This is a genomic window from Corallococcus exiguus, from assembly GCF_009909105.1.
Lineage (GTDB): Bacteria > Myxococcota > Myxococcia > Myxococcales > Myxococcaceae > Corallococcus > Corallococcus exiguus.
On sequence record NZ_JAAAPK010000008.1, the window covers coordinates 163,011 to 184,837 of the forward strand.

16 protein-coding genes are annotated in these 21,827 nt (G+C 69.4%); 9 read left to right on the forward strand and 7 right to left on the reverse strand.

Annotated elements, in window-relative coordinates; genetic code table 11:
- Positions 1 to 23: 23 nt before the first annotated feature.
- The 4 genes from GTZ93_RS27000 to GTZ93_RS27015 all read left to right on the forward strand — a co-directional run bounded on the left by GTZ93_RS27000 (position 24) and on the right by GTZ93_RS27015 (position 9,309).
- Positions 24 to 2,303: a carboxypeptidase-like regulatory domain-containing protein gene (locus tag GTZ93_RS27000; protein WP_257979271.1), complete on the forward strand. Its 2,280-nt coding sequence runs from the start codon at positions 24 to 26 to the stop codon at positions 2,301 to 2,303.
- Positions 2,304 to 2,371: 68 nt separating this feature from the next.
- Positions 2,372 to 4,639 (forward strand): carboxypeptidase-like regulatory domain-containing protein, encoded by a 2,268-nt coding sequence (locus GTZ93_RS27005; RefSeq protein WP_257979272.1) that lies wholly within the window; start codon positions 2,372 to 2,374, stop codon positions 4,637 to 4,639.
- A 43-nt stretch (positions 4,640 to 4,682) separates the two neighbouring features.
- Positions 4,683 to 7,001 (forward strand): carboxypeptidase-like regulatory domain-containing protein, encoded by a 2,319-nt coding sequence (locus GTZ93_RS27010; RefSeq protein ID WP_139919505.1) that lies wholly within the window; start codon positions 4,683 to 4,685, stop codon positions 6,999 to 7,001.
- 43 nt (positions 7,002 to 7,044) lie between these two features.
- Positions 7,045 to 9,309 carry a carboxypeptidase-like regulatory domain-containing protein gene (locus GTZ93_RS27015; RefSeq protein WP_257979274.1) on the forward strand — a complete coding sequence of 755 codons (2,265 nt, stop codon included), beginning with the start codon at positions 7,045 to 7,047 and terminating at the stop codon, positions 9,307 to 9,309.
- 7 nt (positions 9,310 to 9,316) lie between these two features.
- On the opposite strand, the gene GTZ93_RS27020 is transcribed toward GTZ93_RS27015, so the two are convergent.
- The 3 genes from GTZ93_RS27020 to GTZ93_RS27030 form a co-directional block, all read right to left on the reverse strand.
- On the reverse strand, positions 9,317 to 10,777 hold the full coding sequence (locus GTZ93_RS27020; RefSeq protein WP_139919507.1) for a sensor histidine kinase: 1,461 nt from the start codon (positions 10,775 to 10,777) through the stop codon (positions 9,317 to 9,319).
- Between the two features lie 203 nt (positions 10,778 to 10,980).
- A complete protein-coding gene (locus tag GTZ93_RS27025; protein WP_139919508.1) occupies positions 10,981 to 12,234 on the reverse strand; it encodes a hypothetical protein in 1,254 nt (417 codons plus the stop codon).
- Positions 12,235 to 12,434: 200 nt separating this feature from the next.
- On the reverse strand, positions 12,435 to 13,238 hold the full coding sequence (locus tag GTZ93_RS27030) for a GNAT family N-acetyltransferase (RefSeq protein ID WP_121753819.1): 804 nt from the start codon (positions 13,236 to 13,238) through the stop codon (positions 12,435 to 12,437).
- Positions 13,239 to 13,362: 124 nt separating this feature from the next.
- Here GTZ93_RS27030 and GTZ93_RS27035 point away from each other — a divergent pair, with 124 nt between their 5' ends.
- Positions 13,363 to 13,785, forward strand: coding sequence for a hypothetical protein (locus GTZ93_RS27035; protein ID WP_139920496.1), 423 nt, complete (start codon positions 13,363 to 13,365; stop codon positions 13,783 to 13,785).
- On the opposite strand, the gene GTZ93_RS27040 is transcribed toward GTZ93_RS27035, so the two are convergent.
- From GTZ93_RS27040 to GTZ93_RS27050, 3 genes are all read right to left on the reverse strand, one after another.
- Entirely contained in the window at positions 13,786 to 15,114 is a 1,329-nt protein-coding gene (locus GTZ93_RS27040) for a ferritin-like domain-containing protein (protein WP_139920494.1), read from the reverse strand.
- 139 nt (positions 15,115 to 15,253) lie between these two features.
- Positions 15,254 to 16,003 (reverse strand): SDR family NAD(P)-dependent oxidoreductase, encoded by a 750-nt coding sequence (locus tag GTZ93_RS27045; RefSeq protein WP_139920492.1) that lies wholly within the window; start codon positions 16,001 to 16,003, stop codon positions 15,254 to 15,256.
- A gap of 36 nt (positions 16,004 to 16,039) precedes the next feature.
- Complete coding sequence (locus GTZ93_RS27050) at positions 16,040 to 16,825, reverse strand: SDR family NAD(P)-dependent oxidoreductase (RefSeq protein ID WP_139920490.1); 786 nt, start codon at positions 16,823 to 16,825, stop codon at positions 16,040 to 16,042.
- 112 nt (positions 16,826 to 16,937) lie between these two features.
- Between GTZ93_RS27050 and GTZ93_RS27055 the strand changes: the two genes are divergently transcribed.
- The 3 genes from GTZ93_RS27055 (at position 16,938) to udk (ending at position 19,778) form a co-directional block, all read left to right on the forward strand.
- On the forward strand, positions 16,938 to 17,390 hold the full coding sequence (locus GTZ93_RS27055; protein ID WP_199733788.1) for a winged helix-turn-helix transcriptional regulator: 453 nt from the start codon (positions 16,938 to 16,940) through the stop codon (positions 17,388 to 17,390).
- Between the two features lie 34 nt (positions 17,391 to 17,424).
- Entirely contained in the window at positions 17,425 to 19,071 is a 1,647-nt protein-coding gene (locus GTZ93_RS27060; protein ID WP_139920488.1) for a DUF692 domain-containing protein, read from the forward strand.
- 68 nt (positions 19,072 to 19,139) lie between these two features.
- Positions 19,140 to 19,778 carry a uridine kinase gene (udk, locus tag GTZ93_RS27065; RefSeq protein ID WP_120577057.1) on the forward strand — a complete coding sequence of 213 codons (639 nt, stop codon included), beginning with the start codon at positions 19,140 to 19,142 and terminating at the stop codon, positions 19,776 to 19,778.
- Here the strand turns inward: udk and GTZ93_RS27070 are convergent, their stop codons facing one another.
- Positions 19,779 to 20,831: an alpha/beta fold hydrolase gene (locus GTZ93_RS27070; RefSeq protein WP_167548419.1), complete on the reverse strand. Its 1,053-nt coding sequence runs from the start codon at positions 20,829 to 20,831 to the stop codon at positions 19,779 to 19,781.
- A gap of 35 nt (positions 20,832 to 20,866) precedes the next feature.
- Here GTZ93_RS27070 and GTZ93_RS27075 point away from each other — a divergent pair, with 35 nt between their 5' ends.
- The gene (locus GTZ93_RS27075) at positions 20,867 to 21,796 is read left to right on the forward strand and encodes a hypothetical protein (RefSeq protein WP_172811452.1); all 930 of its coding nucleotides are present in this window, start codon (positions 20,867 to 20,869) and stop codon (positions 21,794 to 21,796) included.
- Positions 21,797 to 21,827: the final 31 nt, after the last annotated feature.

A 21,827-nucleotide genomic window follows, 5' to 3' on the forward strand; every position in this document is an offset into this window, starting at 1 on the left:
ACCCATCGCGTATGCTTCACGCCATGCGATGGAGCGGGGTGGGGCTCGTTGCCGTGGTGCTCGCTTGCGCGGGCACGCGTCCGGAGTTGGAAACGCCCGGACCGGCGAATGAAGTGACATGGGTGTTCCGGGTCGTGGACCCGGAGGGACAGCCCGTGTCCGGTGCGCGGGTGAACGTCTGGCGCGCGGAGCTGTCGCAAGACAACGCGCTGCCCGGCATGACGGACGCAAAGGGGACCGGACGTGTTGCGCTGAAGCCGGGCCGGTATGCCGCGGAGGTCCAGGCCCGGGGCTTCGTGACGGCATTCCGCACGGACATCCGGATCGCGCCGGATTCGAGGCCGCGGATGGAGCTGGCCCTGGCGCGCACGGTGCCACTCTCCGGACGCGTGGTGGACACGGAGGGAAAGCCGCTGAACAGCGTCTGGCTCCGGTTTGTCTCTTCCTCCGTCGCCACCCCGCTCGTGCAAACCTCCAGTGACACGCAGGGCCAGTTCACCCTCCAGGGCGTGGCCGCGGGCGAGGGCCTGCTCTATGCCAGCAAGGCGGATTGGAGCTGGCACCGCTTGAAGGTCGTCACTCCCCAGCCCGAACTCACCATCGTGATGGGCCAACACTCGTCATTGCTCGTACGGGTGGTCGACCCCGAGGGCCGCGTGGTCCCGAACTCCCGTAGCTTCGTGAGGCCCATCGACCGGAATGTCGGCATCTCGCACGCGTCCGAGCAAACGGCTGAGGGAACGCGCCACCTGCGACTCCCGGCGCAGCGCTATCGCGTGTCGGCCAGCTACGCTCCTGCGGCTGAATGCCGGTGGGACCGCACCGTGGACGTCGACGTCCCTCCCGGACAGCAGGCTGAATTCACGGTGAGCTTCGAAGGCGTCTCCAGTGCGGGAGTCTGGACGGGCCGGGCTGTGACTCCCGACGGGAAACCGCTGGCTGGCATGAGTCTGAGGGCCACGGCGCTCAAGACCCCGGAGGGCGGGGAGCTCTTGGGCGAATGCATGACGACGACAGACGAAGACGGACGCTTCGAGTTGAGGCATCCCCTGGCTCGGCCCTACAAGCTCGCACTCGGGTCCATGGATGGGCTTCGCCGGAAGATGGGCGTCGCGGAACAAGCACCTTCCGGCCCCAATGGAGGGCCCGTGGTGTTCCAGCCTCCTGGCGCGCTCCTGGGCCGCGTCCTCCAACCGGATGGGCAGCCCATGCAGGAGTACATCCTCCAGGGAAATCCGGTGGCCAATCGCGACGGCCGCTTCGCCTGGACCACGGACACCTCGCGTCCCTATTCCCTGTTCATTGGAGCGCAGGGCATGGCCCCGGTCCGCCTGCGAGTCGAAGCTCGCGCGCACGAGGAACTGACGCTCCCTGACATCACGCTCGAACCCAGTCACGCCGTCGTGGGCCGGGTGTTCCATGAAGATGGGCGCACATGGGTTCCCCATGCCCGCGTCGAGCGGGTGGACCCCGCCGACCTGGAGACCCCGCGCGACGAGCACCGTGCGACGCGTGAAGCGAACAATGCGGGCCGCTTCCAAATCGAACAGCTGCCCCGAAGCCCCCAGTTCCTCCGGGTGACTGACGAGCAGGGCGGAACGGCCTTGTACGAGGTCGGAGCTCACGAGGACCAGGTGGAGGTGCGGCTGACCGCGGACGCGGTGCTCCAGGGGGGCGTGACGGATGGGGCGCGCGTTCCGCTCGCGGGCGTGACCGTCCGGGCGCGCTGCGAGGCCGGGCTCGACACCCGCACCACGACGGATGACGCAGGCCACTACGTGCTGCGCGTTCCGGGGGAGCGCGAGTGCTTCGTGCACGTTTCGGATGAGCCGCTCCGGGATGCCCAGTGGCCCCGGCCCGCGCCGCTGGTCTTCTCACCCCAGCCCGTCTCGTTTTCGCCACACCAGCGCGAAAGCAGGGACTTCGCCCCGAGGGACGGAGGGGGCGCGTTCCGGGTCCAATTCCCGGAGCCACGCGAGAAGCTGGAGACCTTCGTCGTTCCCGGCGATGTGGACATGCCGAAGACGTACGGAGCCATGCGGATCCTCCAGCGCTCCGCATTCACCAGCGATCCCGCCGCGAGGAAATGGCCGCCGGAGGATCCTGATGTGCCGGGGGCTTACTTCTGGCGCACGGACTTCGCCTTCAGCCACCTGCCGTCCGGCCGCTACACCTTCTTCGCCGTCGATGGGGAGTTTGGACCGTCGGTTCTGCGCGTGCCCGTGGACCTGAAGCAGGGCGAGATGAAGTCCCTCCGTCTCGGCTTTCCCGCCGACAGTGGGGGGACGCTGCTCGTGCCCTGAAGCCCGCATGCACTCCGTCCACGGCAGCGTCACGCCCTGCTAACCTGTGGGGCATGCGATGGAGCTGGGTGGGGCTCGTTGCCGTGGTGCTCGCTTGCGCGGGCACGCGTCCGGAATTGGAAACGCCCGGACCGGCGAAGGACGTGACGTGGATGTTCCGGGTCGTGGATCCGGAGGGGCAACCTGTCCCCGGTGCGCGGGTGAAGGTCTGGCGCGCGGATCTGTCACAAGAGAGCGCGCTGCTTGCCACCGCGAATGCACAGGGGACGGGAGCCCGCATCCTGAAGCCTGGCTGGTATGCCGCCGAGGCCCAGGCCCGGGGCTTCGTGACGGCATTCCGCACGGACATCCGGATCGCGCCGGAATCCAAGCCCCGGATGGCGCTGTCCCTGGCTCACGCGGTGCCTCTCTCCGGACGGGTGGTGGATGCGGAGGGGAAGCCCGTGAGCGACGTCCGGCTCCGGTTTGTCTCTTCCAGCGTCGCCGCCCCGGTCGTGCAAACCACCAGTGATGCGCAGGGCCACTTCACCCTTCAGGGTGTGAGCGCTGGCGAGGGGTTGCTCTATTCCGACAAGGAGGAGTGGAGCTGGCAGCGGTTGAAGGTCCTCACGCCCCAGCCCGAGCTCACCGTCGTGATGGGCCGGCGCTCGTCATTGCTCGTGCGGGTGCTCGGCATCGACGGACACGTGGCCTCGAAATCATCGAGCTTCGTGAGCCCCATCGACCGGGGGGTCGACCTCTCGCACGAGTCAGAGCGAACGCCCGAGGGGACCGTCCACCTGCGACTCGCGGCGCAGCGCTATCGCGTGACGGCTGTCTACGTTCCTCACGCCGGTTGCTGGTGGAAGCGAAGCGTGGACGTCGAAGTCCTTCCCGGGCAGCAGGCCGATGTCACCGTGAGCTTCGAGGATGTCGCCCGTGCGGGCCCCTGGATGGGCCGGGCGGTGACGCCTGACGGCAAGCCGCTGGCCGGCCTGCGACTGCTCGCCACGGCGCTCAAGGCTCCGGAGGACAAGGGGCCCGGAGGCGAGTGCGAGACCCTCACCGCCCCGGACGGAAGCTTCGAGTGGTTGGGTGCCCTGGCGCGGCCTCACAAGCTCGAGCTCCGAACCCAGGCAGCTCTCCGGCTGATCGGCGTGGCGGAACAAGCGCCTTCCGACATGAAGGGCGGACCCGTGGTGTTCCGCTCGCCTGGCACGCTGGTGGGACGGGTCCTCGGGCCCGACGGAAAGCCTGTGCCCGAGTACAGCGTCGATTGGGCATCCTTTACCGAACCCGAAGGTCGTTTCAGCCGGGAGCTGTGGGCGTCTCGCACCTACTCGCTGATCGCCAGTGCTCCGAACATGGCTCCGACGCGCGTGCGTGTCGAAGGCCGCGAACATGAGGTGAGGACGGTCCCGGACATCATGCTCGACGCCGGGCACTCCGTGGTGGGGCGGGTCGTCGAGGCGGATGGCCTCACCCCGGTGCCCCAAGCCAGGGTCGAACTGGTGGACCCCGACGATGTGGACATCCGGCGTTCGTACTTTCCCCATGCGCTTCCCGCCGACATGGCCGGCGGCTTCCGGTTCGACCGCGTGCCCCGGCGACGGCAATACCTTCGGGTGAATGACGAGAAGGCCGGGACGATCCTGTACGCGCTCGGGCCCGGCGAGGACCGGGTGGACCTCACGCTGAAACCCGACGGAACGCTCGAAGGCTTCGTGACGGATGGCGCGCGGGTTCCTCTCGCGGGGGTGACAGTGCAGGTGCGTTGCGAGGCCGGGCTCGATGCTCGCGCCAAGACCGACGAAGCCGGCCACTACGTGCTCCGTGTTCCCGCGGACCGGGATTGCTTCGTGCATGCTTCAGAGGAGCATCTCCGGGATCGAGCGCCCTGGCCCAGGCCTCCGCCGCTCGTCTTTTCGCCCCAGCCCGTGGTGCTCTCCCCGCGTGAGCGTGAGCGCACGGACTTCGTGCCCCGAAGTGCTGGCGCCACGCTCCGTGTTCACTTCCCCGAGCCGCGTGAACGACTGGAGCCGTTCCTTGTCTCTGGCAATGCGCGCATGCCGAAGAACTTCGCGGAGCTGAAAGCGCTCCAGCGATCCGCCTTCAGCATCGACCCGCCTTCACTCACCTGGCGTTCGGATGATCCGGACGTGCCCGGATATCAATTCCTGCAGAAGAACTTCACGTTCAGCCGCCTACCGGGGAAGCGCTTCACGCTCTTCGTCGTCGAACCCCAGGACACTGCGTTCGCGGTCCTGCGCGTGCCGGTGGACCTGATCCGCGAGGAGACGAAGTCCCTTCCGCTCCGCTTCCCCCTGGAGAGTGGAGGGGCGCTGCTCATGGATTGATGCCGGCGCCGTATCCGCGCCAGTCCCTGCTAACCTGCGGGGCATGCGATGGAGCTGGGTGGGGCTCTTGGCGGTGGTGCTCGCGTGCGCGGAGGCGCCGCGTCCGGTGCAAACGAAGACCCGATGGCCCGTGGAGGAGGTGGCGTTCACCGTCCGCACGGTGGATCCGGCCGGGCAACCCGTGCCCGGCGTGGCGCTGGTGGCACGCGGCGCGGATCGCGGGAGCCTGGTCATCAGGTCGGGCACCACGGATGCGACGGGGACGGCGCGGCTTCAGGTGATGCCGGGCTGGTATGTCCTCCAGGCGGAGGCGGCGGGCTTCGTGAGCGTGACCCGCACGGATGCACGGGTCCCCGTCACCGGAAAGGCGCGTCTGGACGTGACGCTGGAGCGAGCGGCGCCAATCGCCGGGCGCGTGGTGGATGCGGGAGGGAAGCCCATCGCGTGGGCCACGCTTCGACTCAGCCGCTCCAACGAAACCGTGTCCGCGCCGAAGACCGTGAGCGATGCGGAAGGGCGCTTCCGCTTCGACGGTGTTCCCGCTGGACGCGTGATGCTTCAGGCGGAGAAGTACAAGTGGAGTCCGACGCGGTTGGAGCTCGTGGCGCCCGCGCCGGAGCTGGTGGTGGTGATGGGTGGGCTCGGCTCGTTGCGCGTTCAGGTGCGCGGGCCCGATGGACAGCCATTGCCTGGAGGGCCTTTCTCCATCTCGTCCATGGATGACTTCGTGTCCATGGATGACATGAGCCCCGACGAGCTGTCCCCGGAGGAGGCGCAAGATACCACCGTCTTCCAGCAGCTTCCCTCAGGGCGCTACAGCATCTCCGGCAGGTACACTCCCGTGCCCGGCTGTGAGTGGACTCGCAGCATCGCGGTCCAGGTCCTTCCAGGCCAGCAGGCGGAAGCGACGGTGAGCTTCGAAGGCCTTCATGACGCTGGACCCTGGCGAGGGCGGGCCGTGGATGCCAACGGCAAGGCGCTTGACCACGGGACAGTGACTGCCTGGGGGGGGCATGAAGAGCCGCCGGGGCTGGGCTTGAGCGGTTGGTGCAAGGGCGTCGTGGGGCAGGACGGCTCCTTCACCCTTCCGCACGTCTTCAAGGCTCCGCGCGTCCTGACATTGGGTGCCCCCGAAGGGGCCCAGGACTGGGAGGCGAGAGGTCCTCTTCCCTCAGGAACGGGTGAAGCGGTGGTGTTCCGCAGAGTCTCTGGAAGCCTGAAGGGCCGTGTCGTGCGCCCGGATGGACAGCCCGTGGGCTTCTTCGAAGTCAACGGACACTCACCGAACAATCCGCGGGGCGAGTACGTGCGATACGTGGACTTGACCCACACCTATCAGTGGGTCATCGACGTGTTGGGATTCGCCCCCGCACTCGTGCGCGCGCAAGGGCGGGAAGGAGAAGTGCTCCAGGTCCCGGACGTCGTCCTCGAGGAGGGCCGCACCGTCCAGGGCCGTGTCTTCGCGAGGAACGGCCGCACGGGCGTGCCCCATCAGGAGGTCGAGCTCGTGGAGGAGTTCGACCTGGACGGCCATGGACCCTATCGCTCGCAGGGGGCGATGACCGACGCCGAGGGCCGCTTCGAACTCAAGCATGTGCCTGGCCGGCTCCAGTTCCTGCGCGTCGATTCGAAGGAACACGGGACCGTGCTCCATGCGCTCGAACCGAATGAGACGGCGGTGCGGTTGCGGCTCGTTCCCCATGCGGAACTGCACGGTTCCGTGACGGATGGGGCGCGGGTTCCGCTGGCGGGGGTGAGCCTGAACGTCCGCTGCGAAGGTGGGTTCACGGTGAGCTCCAGGAGCGACGGGGCGGGCCTCTACTCCATGAACATCCCGGGAGACCGCGAGTGCTTCGTGCATCCCGAAGGGAGCCCCCTGAACATCCGGCCGCCTTTTCCGCCCCAGCCGCCTCCGGTGTCCTTCTCCTCGACGCGGCTTCGTGTGTCGTCCGGCTCACGGCAGTCGTTGGATTTCGAGCCCCGTCAGGGGCCCGTGTCGCTGGAGGTGCGCGTCGAGGCATCTCGCGAGTTCGTCACCGCGTTCGTGCTTCCGGGAGACGTTCCCTGGCCTCGCTCGCCCGAGGCGCTGGATGACGTGATGCGGGCTGGTTTCGGATCCGACCCGATGCCGAGCACATGGGAGTCGGAGGATGGGCACGAGTCCTTCGTTCCCGACTTCATGTTGGGGGCGGACTTCCGCTTCAGTCATCTGCCCCTGGGGCACTACACGGTCTTCATCCGGGACCAGATGGACGGAGCGGACGCGATCCTGCGCATCCCCGTGGAGCTGACCGGGACCGGCGTGCACGTCATCCAGTCAGCGCGTCCTGGTCGCGGAGGCGGAAGGCCGTTCATGCGCTGATGCGAACCCATCGCGTATGCTTCACGCCATGCGATGGAGCTGGGTGGGGATCGTTGCCGTGGTGCTCGCTTGCGCGGGCACGCGTCCGGAATTGGAAACGCCCGGACCGGCGAAGGACGTGACGTGGATGTTCCGGGTCGTGGACCCGGAGGGGCAACCTGTTCCTGGCGCGCAGGTGAAGGTCTGGCGCGCGGATCTGAAGCGAGACAACGCACTGCCCGGCACGACGGACGCCCACGGAACGGGACGCGTTGCGCTGAAGCCGGGCTGGTATGTCGCCGAGGTCCAGGCACGGGGCTTCGTGACGACCTCGCGCACGGACTTCCGGATCGCGCCGGATTCAAGGCCGCGGATGGAGCTGCCCCTGGCGCGCGCGGTGCCACTCTCCGGACGCGTGGTGGATACGGAGGGGAAGCCCGTGAGCGACGTCCGGCTCCGGTTTGTTTCTTCACACGCCGGCGCCCCAGTCGTGGAAACCCGCAGTGATGCGCAGGGCCGGTTCATCTTCCTGGGCGCGGCCGCGGGCGAAGGCCTGCTCTATTCCACCAAGAAAGAGTGGGCCTGGCGGCGGTTGAAGATCATCACGCCCCAGCCCGAGCTCACCGTCGTGATGGGACGAGGCTCGCCATTGCTCGTGCGGGTGGTCGACACCGAGGGACGCGGGGTCCCGAACGCCACGAACGTCTTGACGTCCATCGATCGGTGGCTCGACGTTTCGCGCGAGTCCGAGCAGACGCCTGAGGGACTGCGCTATCTGCGACTCGCGCCGCAGCGCTACCGCGTGACGGCGGGCTACGAGCCTGCCGCCGGGTGCCGGTGGGACCGCGACGTGGACGTCGAGGTCCATCCCGGACAGAAGTCCGAAGTCACGGCGAGCTTCGAAGGCGCCGCCGCGGGGCCCTGGACAGGCCGGGCGGTGACTCCCGACGGGAAACCGCTGGCCGGCCTGCGGCTTCGGGCCATCGCGATCGAGTCTCCAGAGGGCAGGGGCCTCAAGGGCGAATGCGAGACCCGGACCGACCCGGACGGGCGCTTCGAGTTGATGCATCTCCTGGCCCGGCCCCACAAGCTCGAGCTCAGGTCCACGGATGGGATGGACCAGGTCGTGGGCCGCGCGGAACAAGGTCCTTCCGGCCCGAATGGCGGGCCCGTGGTGTTCCAGCCGACGGGCCGTCTGGTGGGCCGTGTCGTCGATCCGGTTGGGAAGCCCCTGTCGCTGTACTGGATCCACAGTTGGACGGTGGCCAATCGTGAAGGCCGCTTCGCCTGGGCCACGGAAACCTCGCGGCTCTACACCCTCTATATCGGCGCGCCGGACATGGCCTCGGTTCGCCTGCGATTCGAAGGGCACGCGCACGAGGAGCGGACGGTCCCTGACATCACGCTCGATCCCGGCCACATCGTTCGGGGTCAGGTGTTCCACGAAGATGGGCGAACCCAGGCTCCCTATGCTCGCATCGACCTGGTGGAGCCCGACGACCTGCAGATCCCGCGCGACGCATTCACCGGGGGCGGGAATGGCACGGACAAGGCCGGGCGCTTCCGTCTCGCGGGCCTGCCCCATCGCCCCATGTTCCTCCGGGTGAACGAGGAGCAGGGCGGAACGGCCTTGTACGCGGTCGGAGCGCACGAGGACCAGGTGGAGCTGCGGTTGACCGCGGACGCGGTGCTCCAGGGGTTCGTGACGGACGGGGCGCGTGTTCCGCTCGCGGGCGTGACGGTCCGGGCGCGCTGCGAGGCCGGGCTCGATACCCGCACCCAAGCGGATGAAACCGGCCACTACGTGCTGCGCGTTCCAGGGGGCCGTGAGTGCTTCGTGCACGTTTCGGAGGAGCAGGTCCGGGATGCTCCGTGGCCAAGGCCCGCACCGCTGGTCTTCTCACCCCAGCCCGTCTCGCTCTCGTCACGCGAACGCGAACGCAGGGACTTCGTCCCGAGGACTGGAGGGGGCGCGCTCCAGGTCCACTTCCCGGATTCACGCGAACGGCTGGAGACCTTCCTCGTTCCCGGCCATGTGGACATGCCGAAGACGTTCAGAGGCTTGCGAGCCCTCCAGCGCTCCGCATTCACCCGCGATCCCGCCGCGACGGATTGGCCGTCGGACGATCCGGATGTGCCGGAGTTTCAAAACTGGCCGTGGGACCTCACCTTCAGCCAGCTGCCTCCCGGCCGCTACACCTTCTTCGCCATCGATGGCTTGTTCGGCCCGGTGGCAATGCGCGTGCTCGTGGACCTGAAGCAAGGCGAGACGAAGCCCCTCCGGCTGGGCTTTCCCGTCGACAGTGGGGAAGCGTCGCTCGATCCCTGAAGCCCGCCTATGCGCCGTCCACCGGCAGCGTCACCATGAACGCCGCGCCGCCGCCGGATGCTTCCTCCACCCAGACGCGGCCGCCGTGCGCTTCCACGATCTGCTGCACGATGTAGAGCCCCAGGCCCAGGCCTCCCGTGCGCGCGGAGCCCTGCACCTGGGCGAAGCGCTGGAAGATGCGCTCTCGCTCTGCGGCGGGGACTCCCGGACCGCCGTCCCGCACGGTCAGCCGCAGCTGTCCGTCCTGACGGCGCAGCGACACGTTCACCGGCGTGCCCTGTCCGTATCTCAGCGCATTGGAAATGAGGTTGCTCAGCACCTGCTCCAGCTTGAGCCGGTCGAACCGGCACGGCGCAGGGCCCTCCACGCGCGCGTCCAGCTCCACCCCGGCCTGCTTCGCCTCGTCCCCGAAGCGCGCCACCAGGTCCTGCACCACCGGCGCCAGGTCGTCGCTCGCCAGATCGAAGTCCAGCTTGCCCGTGCGGATGCGGCTCACGTCCAGCAGGTTGTCCAACAGCGACGTCAGCCGCTTGAGCTGCCGGTCCGCCGCGTCCAGCCGCGTCGTGACCTTCTCGGAGCCCAGGGGCTCGTGGCCCTTCGACTCGGCCATGCGCCGCAACAGGTCCACCTGCAGGCGCAGCGACGTGAGCGGCGTGCGCAGCTCGTGGCTTGCCACCGACAGGAAGTCGTCGCGCGTGCGCACCGCCTCGTGCAACGCCTCCTCCGTCTCCTTCAGCGCGGTGATGTCCAGGATGGCCCCGCGCACCACCATCACCTTGCCGTTCGCGTCGCGGATGACTCGCGACCGGCTGATGAGCCAGTGCCAGGTGTTGTCCGGCCAGTGCGTGCGGAAGGTGGAGGAATACGACAGCACGTCGTTGTGGAAGATGGCCGTCACCTGCGCTTCCACCGCGGGACGGTCGTCCGGATGCAGCGACGCCAGGAACTGCTCGTGCGTCCACTCCGCCAGGAGCTGCGGGTAGCCGTAGAGCCGGTCATGCCCCTCCGAGCGGAACACCTGCCCGGTGACGAGGTTCGTCTCCCAGACCGCCATCTGCGCGGACTCCAGCGCCACCTGGAACCGCTCGCCCAGCTGGCGGAAGCGCTCCTCGGTGCGCGTGACCTCGGTCTCCGCGCGCTGACGGCGGGTGATGTCCGTGGCCAGCACCCACGTCTCGCCGCCCACCGGCCGCACGGACAGCTCCAGCCAGACGCCTGACGGCAGCTCCGACAGGAAGCGCGCGGGCTCGCGCGTGGTGAGCGCGTCCAGCAGCCGCTCGTGCAACGTCGTGCCGGCCAGCATCGGCTGCGCTTCCCACGGCGTCAGGCCCTGGCAGGTGCCATACGGCAGGCCCAGCAGCGACGCGGCGCGGTGGTTGAGCTCATGGATGATTCCCTGCGCGTCGAGCGCCAGGAACGCCTCGGCCATCATCTCCCGCAGGACCTGCAAGCGGGTCTGCGCGGACATGCTGGCCTCGTCGGCCGGAACGGGGGGCTGATTCGCGTCACGCGGCGTGCGCGCGGCGGCCGTGCCCGGTGAGGACGCATCGTCCTTGGATGCGTGGCGAACAGGTTCGAACGGACCACCGGGGAGGGGACTCATCGGGTTTGCACGCTCCCGCACGGCCCCCGCGCCCGTCAAGCGAGCGCACAGGGCGTCCGGGCCGTCTGTCAGCCCAGCGGATCCATGAGGGGTTCAGGCATGACCCACAACTCGGTGGGCCGTGCATAGGCCTTGTCGAACGCGAAGAGGATTCCGTTCCATCGATCCCAGAAGTCCGCCCAGCTGTACTCGCACGGAGGGGAGGTGAGCGGGTTTCCGTCGCGGTCCGGTTGGGCATACGCATAGTCCGCGTAGGTCCAGCGCACGGTGCCGAAGTCCGTCATCAGGAAGGGCGTCAGCATCTGGAGCACGGCCGCGCGAGACACCTCGTCGGAGGGCGAACCCGCGGGCGTGAAGACGGGCTGGGCCTGGTCGTACTGTTCGCGCCACGCGACGAAGTTGGTGCCCATGGCGACGAGCGCGTCACGGCGCGCGGGCGTGGGCGCGAGCCGGGCGTCCTCGTAGAGCGCGAACGCGGCGATGAGCAGGCTCTTCCAGGGCATGCCGGGGAAGATCAAATCCATGCGGGTGGGGCGCGGCGAGTCCTCCGCGTGCGCGATGGCATAGGCATACGCCTGCTGTGCCTCCACGTTGTTGGCGTCCACCAGGGTGAACTCGGTGAGCACGCGCGCGGGCGTGATGGGCCCGGTGGCGGCGGCGCGCCAGTCCAGATACAGACGCGCTGAGCCGCCGATGTCGTTGTAGATGGCGAGGTTGCCTTCGTGGAGCGTGCGCTCCAGCGTGATGACGATGGCCTCCACCTTGTCGAGCGGCGTCGCGCCCGGAGCGCTCCAGTACAGCGTGCCCATGCGCGACGCGGTGGCCAGCAGGGTGCGCACGTCCGCGAGCGCCCCGGCGTTGAGCGCGCTCGTCAGCACACTGAGGGCCGTGGCAGCGTCCACCGTCAGGCCCTGCGCGATGAGCCGGAGCGACAGGTCCTGGATCCGCAGGCGCAGCACGCCGTCCAGCCCCAGCCGGTCCAGCGCGTTCGTCAGCGACAGCGAAGGCTGAAGCCGCGCGGTGTTGATGAAGTGCCGCGCGAGCGCCGCGCTGTACATGCCCTTGCCGCCGGCCTGGGACGCATGCGGCGCGAAGGTGAACCAGTTGGGACGCACGCTGCTGGTGCCACCGGGTTGCAGCGTGGGGTCGATGATGCCGCCCAGCTCATACGCGATGCCGATGTAGCCCAGCGTGATGGTGCGGTTGTCCTCCAGCGGCGTGGGCGCGGACTGCGCCTGGGCGGAGGCGGAGGTCAGGACGAGGAGCGCGCCGAGGAGCGCGGCGGTGGAGCGGCGCACGTCGGTGCGAGAGGGAATCGCCAAGGTGGGGGTCCAGGGGTGGGGGGCTGATGGACCAAGCTAGACAGCGGCGGCGCCGGTCCAAACCCCAGCCCCCGCAGTGGGACTCATGCTGCGTTGAGTGGACGACCCTTGGGCAGCAGGCTCGCGCTGTTGACGCGCGGGGTCAGCTCCCAAGTCCCGGCAGGGCACGGGTCTTCCTGGGAAACCGGCGCCGCGGTGCTTCAAGCTCCCTTCGGGGGCGCGAAGTACGAGACGAACGGCGCCACGTCCCGGTAGCCCATGCGGCGGTAGACGGGCGCGCCGGCCTCCGTGGCATGCAGCACCGTTCGCTCCAACCCCCACGCGTGCTTCGCCTCCTCCAGCGCGCGCCGGAGCACCGTCTCCGCGGCGCTCTTGCGGCGGTGCTCCGCGAGCGTCGCCACCAGCGCGATGTAGACGATGCCGTCCACGCGCAGCGCCACCGTGCTCGTCGACGGCGCGCCGTCGTGGCAGCCGACGAAGGCCCGGCTCTCGGGGCCGAAGATGCCGGGGGCGGCCAGGGCTTCACGTCCCAGCGCCTGGGGCGTGTCGTAGCTCGCGGCGTTCACGTCCGCGACGGCGTTGTAGCCCCAGGTGTCGTTCACCGGCCGGAGGTCGAGCGGCGGCAGGGGCCGCACCGGCTCCAGCATCCGGTCCGCCACCATGCCCGACGTGGTCATCCCCGGCTTGAGCCCTCGCGTGGCGAGCAGCGCGTCCGCCTGCTCCCGCAGCCCCGGCGCCAGCCACTCCGGCGTCAGCGTGAAGGCCCACCCGTGCGGTCCCTGCGCGAAGTAGCTCGCGGCCGAGTCCACCGCTCGCATCAGCTCCGCCTCCGTCTCCGCCGGCCGGTTGAGGAACGACATGTTCATCAGCGACCACGTCACGTGACCCGCGGTGATGAACACGTCCGCACGCTCCACGACCTCTCCACGGGGCAGCCCCAGCGTCATGAGCCTCCAGGCTCCACGGAACTGCGCATGTGATTCGTCGATCTCGGCTCGGGACATGAGGGGCTCCAGAAGGGTCCAGGAAGTCGGATTCTCCGCATTCATAGACGCTCACGTCTACGTGCGTGAGAGGAGGGGCCTTGCTAAAGCGAGTCCGCAAACCGGGTGCGAGGAGTGGGTCGCGATGACTCCAATGGAAGGGCAGTCCTGGCAGACGACCTGCCGGGTATGTGGCAGGCAGACGTGTCCGAAACCCGAGGCGGTGGCCGCCTGGATGCGCACGATGCTGGACCGCGTGCATGGCACGCAGATGCGCGGCGCGGGTCGGAGGGGACTGCGCGAGGCCCTGGCCATGGAGGGCGTGCTCATCACCACGCACCTGGAGGTGTGGTCGCGCGCGCTCGAAGGCGTGTGCCCGGACTGCATCGCGGACGTGGCTCCGGAGACGGACGAGAAGCTCCAGGATCCGGAGGCGATGCACGAGGCGGCGCTGGAGCGCTGGCGCACCTCCGCGCCGGAGTTGGTCAGCGACGCGGTGGAGTCCGCGGTGGACGACACGCTCCAGGCCGCGCGCGAGGCCGCGACCCGGAACAAGCCGACGATCTGATCAGGCCCAGAGCTCCTGCTCCAGCGTGTCGAGCAGCGCCAGCGCGGCCTCGGGCGTGGGCAGCCCCGCCTCCGTGACGAGCGCTGAATCGAGCGGCATCGCGACCTCCGCGCGCAGCAGGGCCACGGCGCGCTTCTGGGCCTCGCGCAGCGCTGACTGCTCCGGCGCGGACAGACGCGAGCGCGCCCACCGGTCGATGTCCCACGACAGGCCCGCGTGCCGCGTCTCATCCTCGGCGATGCGGACCATGGCCTCGCGCACCTCCGCGTCGCGCGCGTGCAGCGCCTGGTGATGGGCCACCAGCGCGCCGTAGGTCTCGCGCACGCACCCCTCCACGGCGTTGTCCAACGCCACCTCGCTCAACGGGCGCAGGGGCACGGCCGCGACGGCGGGCGGCGGTGGCGTGGCCCCGTAACGGCGCGCGAGCCGTCCCGTCATCTCCGTGTGCATGACTTCATCCACCGCGCTCGCGAGCGCCGCCTCCTGGAGTGCTGCCTCCGCGCCATGCAGGGCCAGCTCCTCACGCAGCCGCAGGAAGGCGTGGATGGACGCAGCCTCCAGGTGCGCGGTCTGGGCGAAGTGGTGCCCGAGCGCGTCCTCGCAGCCCCCCGCGACGGAGCCCTCCAGCCCCACGGGCCGGCGGCCCACGGAGCATGGGCCCGAGCCCTTCTGCAGCACGTGATCCTCCACCTCGCGGAGCTCGCCGTTGGCGGACACCCTGACCACGTACTGCATCAGGTTCGAGCCCTCGCCGCACGCGTCGCCCTTCGTTGCCACGACGTTGAAGCCTCCATCCGGATTCCGCTTCACCGCTCCCTGCTCCAGCGTTTGGCAGCTCAACCGGTAGCCCGCGGCGAAGGTGAGGAGCGCCGCTTCCTGCGCGGTGTCGACCGCGCCCAGCAGGTTCTGGAGCTCTTGCAGCGAAGCCCAGGTCTTCACCTCATCGCCACGCGTCGTCGCCAGGAAGTACCTCGAGCAGAGCTGGACGCAGTTGCCGGTGAAGCCGTCGCTGGAGCTCGCCTCGGCCAAGGCTGTCTGACAAGCGGACACGTCGGTGGCGCTCGCGCACGCCTCTCCGGTGGAGGCTCGGGTCTCGTAGCCCACCGGGCCCTCGCGGCCATAGCCTGAGAGGACGCGCGACTCGACGAAGTCCACCGCGGGTTGGATGCTCAGGTCATTGATGGCGGGATCGCCCAGCGGGGTGCACTCGACGGCCGAGTAGCCCCGCAGGTCCGTGCCGCCGGTGCCACAGCCCGCCAGCACCAGTGGCGTCGCGAGCGAGGCCCGCAGCGCGCGCGAGAAGAGATGCCGCAATCGGTTCGTGTTCATGGATGCCTGCTCCCGTGGGACGAGGTGTCCCGCGAGCAGAGCAACAGCGATGCCATCGCAGTGCTCCCTCTGGGAGCCACCATCCCGCGAGCGTGTTCGTGTGCTCGGAAAGCTGAGGCGTCTTCAGAAAGCTGAGGCCCTAGAACGACTCCTTGAATGGCCGCAGGTCCACTTCCTGGGTCCACGCGGAACGGTGCTGCCGGTGCAGCTGCCAGTACGTCTCCGCGATGGCGTCGATGTGGAGCAGCCCGTCCTCGCCCAGCGCCTTCACCCGCTCAGGGGCCAGCGTGTGCAGGCGTTCACCATCGATGCCGCCGTCGATGAGCACGTGGGCCACGTGCAGGCCCTGCGGACCGAACTCGCGCGCCATGCCTTGGGAGATCATCCGCAGGCCCGCCTTCGCGGCGGCGAAGTGCGTGAAGCCCGCGCGGCCTCGAAGGCTGGCGGATGCGCCGGTGAAGATGACGGTGCCCCGGCCCAGGGGCACCAGCCGCCGGGCCGCCTCGCGTCCAACGAGGAACCCGCCGAAACAGCCCACCCGCCAGAAGTCCTCGAACGTCGCGGCGTCCAGGTCGCGGAAGGGGACCTGCCGGTTGTTGCCGGCGTTGAACACGACCAGGTCCACGGGGGCGAAGCCCGCTCCCGGAGCCAGGGCCCGGTCGAACAGCCGCGCGACGTCCTCCTCCCGCGTCGCGTCCGAGACCACCGCCTCGCCACTGCCACCGGAGGCCGTGAGCCCCGCGACCACCCGGTCCAACTTCTCCCGCGTGCGCCCCGCGACGAGCACGTGGTGGCCTTCCGAGGCGAACTTCCGGCACAGGGCCGCGCCCAGGCCCTGTTCAGCGCCAACGCCCACCACGACCGCGGTGGGCTTGAGGGAGGAGGTCATCGAGAGCAGCTCCGGGATAGAGGACCGTCGCCCGTATCAGACCCGCTCGGACGTGCGGAACAAGGGCGCACCCAGCGCGGCGCCGTTGACGCCACCGTCAACGAACAGATCCTGCCCGCTCACGTAGGACGCATCGTCGGATGCGAGGAAGAGCACCGTCCGCGCGATCTCCTCCGGCCTGCCCATGCGCCCCATGGGAATGGTGGCGGACATGCCGCGCTCCATCTTCGCGAAGGCCTCCGGCGTGGGCGCGTTCTTCTCCCAGATGGGCGTGTTCGTCGCGCCAGGAGACACGACGTTGACGCGGATGCCCTTGGGGGCGAGCTCCGCCGCCAGCACGCTTCCCATCGCCTTCAGCGCGCCCTTGCTCGCGGCATAGGCGGAGTACCCGGGCATCCCCAGCTCGCTGTGCACCGAGCTGGTGAGGATGACCGACGCTCCGGGCTTCAGGTGCGCCGCCGCGGCCTGCACCGTGAAGAACACGCCGGTGACGTTGGTCTGGAGCACGGACGTGAACGCTTCCTGCGACGTCTTGCCCACGGGCGTCTGCGCCGAGACACCCGCGTTGGCGAACACGATGTCCAGCCCGCCAAAGCGCTCCACCGTCGCCGCCACCGCATGCTCCAGGGCAGCCGGATCCGTGGCGTCCGCCTGCACCGCCAGCACGTTCGCGCCCAGCTCCTTCACCGCCGCGTCCAGCGTCTCCCGGTTGCGCCCGGTGATGGCCACCCGCGCCCCCTCCGCCACGAACAGCCGCGCCGTCGCCAGCCCGATGCCACTGTTACCGCCCGTGATCAGCGCCGTCTTTCCCTTGAGCCGCATCTGACTGCCTCCGGTGTGATTGGTTTCATTATGAAACCAATTGCCGGATGAATAAAAGCCCCGGTTTCGTTATGCAACCAGTTGTGGAGCGGCCCTCTGGAAGGAGGCGGTGGTGAAGCGGACGAGCATGGAAGGGGCGGTGTGCCCGGTGGCCCGGTCCCTGGACGTCATCGGGGACTGGTGGTCGCTGCTCATCGTGCGCGATGCGCAGTACGGCCTGCGCCGCTTCGGCGAGTTCCAGAAGAGCCTGGGCGTGGCGAAGAACATCCTGGCCCAGCGACTGAAGCACCTGGTGGACCACGGCATCCTCGAAACCCAGCCGGCGTCCGACGGCAGCGCCTGGCAGGAGTACGTGCTGACGGAGAAGGGGCGGAGCCTCTTTCCCATCCTGGTCGCGCTGGGTCAGTGGGGGCAGCAGCACTGCTTCGAGGCGGGAGAGCCCCGGACGCGAGTGCTCGACAAGGCGCACGGGCAGCCGGTGAAGCCGCTGGAGGTTCGCGCCGCGGACGGCAGGGTGCTGACGGTCCAGGACGTGCGCCTGGATCGGCCGGCCACACAAGGCTAGCGCCACCCGGAGCCGGGCTGGTTAGGGTGTGCCCATGACGCGCCCTGCATCGGATTCGTGGTCACTGCCCTGGATGGGGCTGGGGCTGAGCAGCAACCTGAGCGCCTCGGACGTGCCGCATCCGTACCGGTTGCTTGACGCCTCGCCCGGTCTCTTCGACTTCGTGGAGTACAGCGCGCCCATCGCGCTGGAGGAGGCGAGGGCCCAGGCCACGCTCTTCCCGGAGATGTGGCGCCGCCGCTCGGACGTGCCGGTCCTCTTCCATCCGGTGCACCTGAACCTGTGGGGCCCGGAGCTGGAGCCCGCGTCGGCGCTCGCGGAGCTGGACGCGCACGCGCGCGCGGTGGGCAGTCCGTGGGTGGGCAACGACGTGGGCTGGTGGCACGCGGGCGGCCAGCCCTTCCCGGGCTACCTCTACGTCACGCCGCCGTTCAACGACGCGGGCGTGCGGGACAGCGCGGCGCACGCGCTCCACATCCAGGCGGGCTTGAGCGTCCCGCTGGTGATTGAAAACCCCGCCGTGCTCGCCACGCGCGGCGGACTGCACGCGCTGGACTTCATGGCGAAGCTGCACGCGCGCACGGGCCTGCCGCTGCTCCTGGACCTGGGCCACCTCTTCAGCCACCAGCTGTCCGCGGGCCTCCCCCTGCGCACGGGGCTGGATGGCTTCCCGTTGGATCAGGTCGTGGAGATCCACATCGCCGGCGGAGTGGTGACGCGCAGGGGAGGGCGGACCTTCTACGTGGATGACCACACGCAGCCCGTGCGCGAGGAGCTGTTCGAACTGCTGGCGGAGGTGCTCCCGCGCTGCCCGCGCCTGCGCGCCGTCACCTTCGAGGGCGACGGCCATCCGCCAGAGGTGGCGCTCGCGTCACTGCGGCGGCTGCGCGCGCTCGTCCCGAAGGAGTCCCGCGCTTCCATCGACATCCCCGCGGCGCGCGAGCCCGTGCCCGCCCTCACTGGGGACAGCCGCCCGTTGGCGCTGTTCGACGCGGGCCACGGCGTCACGCCGGCCACGGAGGACGAGGACCCCGAGGGCACGCGCGCGGACCGGGACTTCCGCCTGGCGGTGGTGGCGGAGCAGCTGGACAAGGACTGGCCCCTCACGCGCCTGCTGCTCGCGGCGGCGCCCGAGGGGCTGGAGTCCTTCACCCGCTCGCGCGAGTACCGAGGCCTCTTCGATGGGCTGGGCAAGTCCCTGTCCCACGCGTTCGCGTCCTGGGCGCGCAAGCGCGTGATGGCCGCACCGTCGGACGGCGTGGCCGCCGCGCTGTCGCTGGAGATGATGCTGCCGCACGCCTTCCTCCAGGCGCCGCCGGCTCCAGCCCCGGGCCAGGTGGCGCTGGCCGAGGACGTCCGCCTGGGTTCCTTCCCCGCCGACCTGACGGAGCTGGTGTTCGCCATACGGGCGTTGCGGCGGCATCTCACCGGCCGTGCGTGGGCCTGCGGGGCGCTGGAGGTGTCCGGCCTGGAGGCGCTGGCGCAGGTGGCGGCCCGGCCGGGTCCGGGCCCGTGGCGCTTCGCCATCCGCCGCAAGGCCATCGGCTTCGAGGTCCTGACGCTGCCCCCGGAGGTAGCCGCGGGGCTCCAGGGGCTCGCGGATGGGCCGCTTCCGGTGGAGGCCCTGCCCAGATGGCTGCTCGCGGAAGGGCAGGCACGCGGGCTCTTGCGGCGGGCATAAGGGCGGACACATGTCGGCCGGTCAACGGATCCTTGCGCCCACCTGTCGGGTGGGATAGTGCCCGCCGCATGTCGTCACCCCTCGTCGTTGGCATCGCGGGCGGCACCGCGTCCGGCAAGACCACGGTGGCCCGCAAGGTGCGCGAGGCTCTCGCCGACTGCCGGGTCGCCTTCATTGATCAGGATTCGTACTACCGGGACCTGAAGGACATGTCCCTGGTGGACCGGCGGGAGGTGAACTTCGACCATCCCGACGCGTTCGACACGGAGCTGCTGGTCAGTCACCTGCGTGCGCTCAAGCAGGGCCAGGCCATCCAGAAGCCCGTCTACGACTTCGTTACGTCCGGCCGTCAGCCGCACACGCACCGCGTGGACCCCGGGGACATCGTCCTCATCGAGGGCATCCTCGTGCTGCACATGAAGGAAGTGCGCGACGAGATGGACGTGAAGATCTACGTCGACGCGGACGACGACCTGCGCATCCTTCGCCGCCTCACCCGCGACATCAAGGACCGCGGCCGCGACTTCGACCACGTGGTGGGCCAGTACCTGCGCCACGTGCGCCCCATGCACATGGGCTTCGTGGAGCCGTCCAAGCACCACGCGGACATCATCATCCCGCACGGAGGCAACAACGACATCGCCATCGGGATGCTCGTGGGCGCGCTCCGAGCCCGGCTCGCCTCGCAGCACCAGTCGCAGCGCTAGCTAGCCGCGCAGCCAGCGCAGGAAGTCCTGCACCGGCCCCTTCAGCCGGTGCGCGTCCGACAGCAGGGTGCCGTGGTCTCCAGGCCCCTGCAGCTCCACGAACCGCGCCTGCACCCCCGCCGCCGTCAGCTGGTGGTAGGTGTCCCGCACGCGGCCCGCCGGAGCCAGCGCGTCCGTCGCGCCCGCGAGCAGCAGCACCCGCGCGTGGATCTTCGAGAACGTCTCCGTCAGGTCGCAGCCCGCGTACGCGGAGCAGAGCATCGACCACGCGATCGGATCGAATGTGTCCGCGAATGACGCGGCCTCCGCCTCCAGCGCCGCCTGCGCCGCCGCGCTGTCCGGATACGCGCTGCCCAGGTGGTCGCGGCCGTAGAGCAGCTTGAGGTAGTCCATGCGAAGCCGCGCCAGCGTCCGGTTCGGGGCGCGCTCGCGCAGGGGCGGGGTGTCCTCGTTGTCAGGCGCCATGCGCAGCACCTGCGACGTGAGGCCCAGCTTCTCGCGCAGCCCTTCCGGCAGCGCCCGTGCCGCGCCCAGCACCACCACGCCGTCCGCCAGCTCCGGGAACAGCGCGGCCAGCCGCAGCGCCACCAGCCCGCCCAGGCCAATCCCCACCACCGCCCGGACGCGCGTGAGCCCCAGGGCCCGCAGCAGCGCGGACACGCCGCGCGCCATGTCCAGCACGGTGAGCGGCGGCAGGGCCGCGCCCCAGGGCCTCCCGCTGTGCGGATCCGGCGTCAGCGGCGACGTGGAACCGAACGGGCTGCCCAGAAGGTTGGGCACGATGACTGGCGTCACGTCCGGATCCAGCGCCTTGCCCGGACCGATCAGCTCCCGCCCCCAGCCCGAAGGTTGGTACGCACCGTTCACTTCCGTGCTCAACGCCTGGTGGGAATGGGACAGGTCGTGCAGCACCACCACCGCTTTGCCATCCGACGGTTTCCCGTAGGCCTGCCAAGCAATCTGGGGGCTTCCCAGCAGGTCCCCTTCCTCCAGCGGAAGGGGTACGGTGAACAGTTGGATTCCCTCGGCCTGGGGCACGATGATGCGGCTCATATCATTGCCTGCCCGAACGCACAGGAGCCTGTCGCTTGAAGCGCTACTTCGGAATCATCGTTGTCATCGCCCTGGTGATCGTCGCCGCCGTGGCGAGTCACCGCACCGCCTCCGCGCGGGCCACCGAGGCGGAGCGGGACGCGGACTATCGCCGCATCCAGTCCGTCTACATGGAGCGCGTGGGCTGGATGCGCTCCAACCCGGATGAGGCTTCCTACAAGGACGAGCTGAAGTCCTTCTTCAAGGGCTACTTCGACGACGTCGACGCGCACCTGGACCGCTTTGGGGGAAACAAGAAGTTCGACAGCTATCTGGCGGAGCTGGATCAGCGCGCGGAGTCGGGGGGCGAAAAGAAGGACAACCGCGCGGGAGACCGCAAGGCCTTCTACGAGTACGCGCGCAAGCAGTTCGACTCCCTGCGGGAGGGCCGCTACCGCCCGGTGTTGTCCGCCACGGACAAGGGCATGCGCCTGGACGTGGTGTCCAACGACGTGGTGATGGTGATGGGCAAGCCGCAGATCCGCCTGCAGCTGGTGCTCTGGGGCGCGCAGCGCGTGGAGAAGGACGAGGGCAAGGTGAAGAAGATGGTCACCAGCGCTTCGTTCGACACGGTGTGGAAGCTCACGGACGCGAAGGGCAAGCTGCTGGGCGAGATGCGCGGCGCCGACCCGTCGATGAAGATCGACTACCCCGAGCGCCTCATCGCCGGGTTCCCTCCGCAGATGGTGCTGGGCCACTACGACCTGGACCTGCTGCCCGCGGAGGTGGCGAAGCTGGAGATGACCATCAACGTCGCCTCGCACGCGGCGTCCGGTGGCAACGCCAACGCCACCTACGCGTGGAAGCTGGACGTGCCGTCGGAGTGGAAGCTGGGCGCCAACGAGACGTGGGAAGGCGCCACGCAGGAGGAGCGGCCGGAGGAGGACATCGACCCGGCCAAGGCCTCCGCCAAGAAGGGCGAGTAGCCCTTCGTTTCAGGTGAAGGGCGAGTCACGG

Bases quoted from the DNA above. Each gene is read 5' to 3' on its own strand.
- GTZ93_RS27000 (WP_257979271.1), top strand. From the start codon at position 24: ATGCGATGGAGCGGGGTGGGGCTCGTTGCCGTGGTGCTCGCTTGCGCG.
- GTZ93_RS27010 (WP_139919505.1), top strand. From the start codon at position 4,683: ATGCGATGGAGCTGGGTGGGGCTCTTGGCGGTGGTGCTCGCGTGCGCG.
- GTZ93_RS27020 (WP_139919507.1), bottom strand. From the start codon at position 10,777: ATGTCCGCGCAGACCCGCTTGCAGGTCCTGCGGGAGATGATGGCCGAG.
- GTZ93_RS27030 (WP_121753819.1), bottom strand. From the start codon at position 13,238: ATGTCCCGAGCCGAGATCGACGAATCACATGCGCAGTTCCGTGGAGCC.
- GTZ93_RS27035 (WP_139920496.1), top strand. From the start codon at position 13,363: ATGACTCCAATGGAAGGGCAGTCCTGGCAGACGACCTGCCGGGTATGT.
- GTZ93_RS27040 (WP_139920494.1), bottom strand. From the start codon at position 15,114: ATGAACACGAACCGATTGCGGCATCTCTTCTCGCGCGCGCTGCGGGCC.
- GTZ93_RS27045 (WP_139920492.1), bottom strand. From the start codon at position 16,003: ATGACCTCCTCCCTCAAGCCCACCGCGGTCGTGGTGGGCGTTGGCGCT.
- GTZ93_RS27050 (WP_139920490.1), bottom strand. From the start codon at position 16,825: ATGCGGCTCAAGGGAAAGACGGCGCTGATCACGGGCGGTAACAGTGGC.
- GTZ93_RS27060 (WP_139920488.1), top strand. From the start codon at position 17,425: ATGACGCGCCCTGCATCGGATTCGTGGTCACTGCCCTGGATGGGGCTG.
- udk (WP_120577057.1), top strand. From the start codon at position 19,140: ATGTCGTCACCCCTCGTCGTTGGCATCGCGGGCGGCACCGCGTCCGGC.
- GTZ93_RS27070 (WP_167548419.1), bottom strand. From the start codon at position 20,831: ATGAGCCGCATCATCGTGCCCCAGGCCGAGGGAATCCAACTGTTCACC.